The organism is Candidatus Erwinia dacicola (genome assembly GCF_001756855.1).
GTDB lineage: Bacteria > Pseudomonadota > Gammaproteobacteria > Enterobacterales > Enterobacteriaceae > Erwinia > Erwinia dacicola.
In genome coordinates this window covers 1-2,862 of the sequence record NZ_MAYS01000468.1, presented here as the reverse complement: position 1 = coordinate 2,862, position 2,862 = coordinate 1, and the positions used below count along the sequence as shown (strand labels likewise).

Below are 2,862 nucleotides of genomic sequence, written 5' to 3'. Positions count from 1 at the left end.
GAAGCCCGAAAACAGGCACTTTTCCGGCAGCACCTCTGCCACGCTGACCTTTACGACGACCACCAAAATAACTTTCGTCCAGTTCAATCTCACCATCAAACCAGGAGTGCCTATCTACGTGCTCGGCTATCAGCACTCTGAGGCGGTGAAAATAGTATGCAGCAGTGTTCCTGTGGACACCAACCAGCTCTGCGGCAATACGGGCTGTGGAGCCTGCAATAAACTGTTCAAGTAACCGTTCCTGTTTGTACTGACTGAGTCTGCTTTTTCTCATGGCACTATCCTAGATGATCTTAGTTATCTAGGACAGCCCCAAAAACATTCTCGTTGCAAATAAGGATCTTATATGGAACGCCAGGAAGGGACTCCGGCTGTTTTTCAAGCCACGCAGCAATGGCTGAATCGTATGAGGGCAATTTTAAGCTGTCTTTCATCTTGAATATTTTATGTTGCATAACAGTACCTTTTTCACACTCAATTTGCATGAGGCTACATGACTAATGCCATGTAATCAAAGAGAAAATCATAAGAAGATACATGATGGAATAGCCCCCCGTTTTAGATATGTATTGCTTTTTATAGGTGGTTTACTGTGAGTGATAATGTTTTGTTGGTAGGAAATCATCACACCGTCAATGCTTGGAGGCGTGATACCTTTGCGCCCGGAACGCCAGCGAATGCGACAATCACAGAGCGCCGTTTGTGGGCAGTTAACCCACAGGACTACGAATGGCGCTCACAATTCCTTCATGAGATACCCGACTGGCTAGCCGGGTATTTTGGCAACCGTTACGAAAAGCTGTTTGCTGGTCGTGACGGCCGTCGCCGTGCCAATACATTCCTGCGCAAAACAATCGGTGAGAATGTATTGCCACGTCTGCGGAAAGTGGCTGCGCGTTACCAGCTGGCCGCTGATGTATTCGATCTCCCTTTTGGCAAATCATTGCAGCGTTTGCTATCGCTTGACCGTACCGATCTCAAAAAGCTGTCTGGCCAGGTCTCTGGCTGGATGGCTCAGATGTTTTATGACTTCACCGACACGCTGAAGGGCAAACCAAAAGACGAACGTGAAATGCGCCAGCGCACGCTGGAGGCTTACCGCAACCTTTGTTCGCTTTCCCTTATGCTGAACAATCAACCGCCTTACTGGGCAGAACATGAAGCCAATGATGGCTACCTGGAAAACCGAAAAGCGGAGTCCGGTATTTTGCGACTCATGGCACCGGAATGGTGGTATCAGCGCCTTAAGCGTGCCCGTGATCTGCAACGTGAACATCTGGCCATCGCCGTTGGCCAGGTGCAAAAATCTGCCAGCGCCTACGTATCACGTAAAACCCTGGGCGAATGGGTTGAGCAGAAGAAACGTAATCTGGAGTTCTTCAAAAAATTTGATCTGATGGACGAAGAGGGAAACCGCATTGCACTGGACAGCATGGTACACCGCAGCGTTGCTAACCCGGCAATACGTCGTTGTGAACTGATGGTGCGTATGCGTGGGTTTGAAGATATCGCCAATGAACAGGGGCTGGCTGGCGAGTTTTACACAATCACTGCGCCTTCACGTTATCACGCTGTACACAGTAAGGGCGGCTTTGTGTCTCAGTGGAACGGATTAAGCCCACGGGACACGCAGCGTTATTTATGCAACGTCTGGGCAAAAGCACGCGCGGCGATCTCCCGTGCCGGTATTCATGTTTTTGGTTTTCGTGTGGTGGAACCACACCACGACGGGACACCGCACTGGCATATGTTGCTGTTTATGCAACCGCATGACGTTGAGGCGGTACGCGATATCCTTTGCTATCACGCCAGGATTGCCGATTCAGAAGAGCTTCAGACACCCAACGCGCTTAAAGCGCGTTTTCACGTTGAGCCTATCGATCCCGCTAAAGGGTCGGCAACAGGCTATATCGCTAAATACATCTCAAAAAATATCGACGGCTTTGCGCTCGATGGCGAGCAGGATGAAGAAACCGGGGAAAACCTGCGAGATATGGCCAAATCCGTATCGGCCTGGGCATCCCGCTGGCGTATTCGTCAGTTTCAGCAAATTGGTGGTGCGCCTGTGACTGTATGGCGTGAGTTGCGCCGCCTGGGCGATCAGCGCTTGACTGATAGCCGCATGGATGCAGTGCTGGCGGCTGCTGATGTAGGGGACTGGGCGGCCTATACACAGTTGCAGGGTGGCGCACTGGTTGCACGTCGCGATCTGGTCGTTCGTCTGGCCTATGAAATCACTGAACAGGGTAACGAGTACGCAGAAGATGTTCAGCGTGTGCAGGGTATCTATTCGCCTTTGATCCTTGATTCCGAAGTTTGCACCCGTCTGGTTAAGTGGCAGAAGGTTGCGAAGTTGGCCGAAGCGCCAGCGGAGGCGGGTTTTTCTGGCGGCAGCGCCGCCCCTTGGAGTTCGAGTTCGAGTTCTGTCAATAACTGTACGGAGGGAGGAACCCGGAGACGGTTAAAACTGGAACTGAACCAGCGAGGGTTTACCGGAACGGAAGAAGAGATCGACATTCTGAAGCGGGGTGGCGGTCTAAAATTTGGGCGTTCAGCCCTGATTTATAGGGAGGGAAGATTGCAGGAAAAGAGGAATAATCCGGAAGATGAGCAATGGCCTGGCTGGCCGTGATAGTCTGTAAGTCTGTGATATGTAAAATCAAAATTAATGGTTGCACGAATAATCATTTCACATATCGTGCTTTTAGGTGTACTGTATGCTTATACAGTGTTTTTTTTGTTTTTGGGGAGGCTGCATGGATATCTTAGAGGCATCAGCAAAGCTGGAGCGCATAGAACTACTGGCAAAAATAGCCCATGTCAGTGAGATAAGCGCGAAGGAAAAAAACTAGGGGCTGTCCT

General features: G+C 50.4%; 1 protein-coding gene and 1 pseudogene. One reads left to right on the top strand and one right to left on the bottom strand.

Annotated elements, in window-relative coordinates; genetic code table 11:
* Nucleotides 1–274 (bottom strand): annotated as a pseudogene (locus tag BBW68_RS16915) (IS1595 family transposase); the annotation flags it as partial.
* A gap of 318 nt (nucleotides 275–592) precedes the next feature.
* On the opposite strand from BBW68_RS16915, the gene BBW68_RS12415 reads away from it, so the two are divergent.
* Nucleotides 593–2,632 carry a replication endonuclease gene (locus BBW68_RS12415; protein ID WP_245675264.1) on the top strand — a complete coding sequence of 680 codons (2,040 nt, stop codon included), beginning with the start codon at nucleotides 593–595 and terminating at the stop codon, nucleotides 2,630–2,632.
* Nucleotides 2,633–2,862 lie beyond the last annotated feature (230 nt).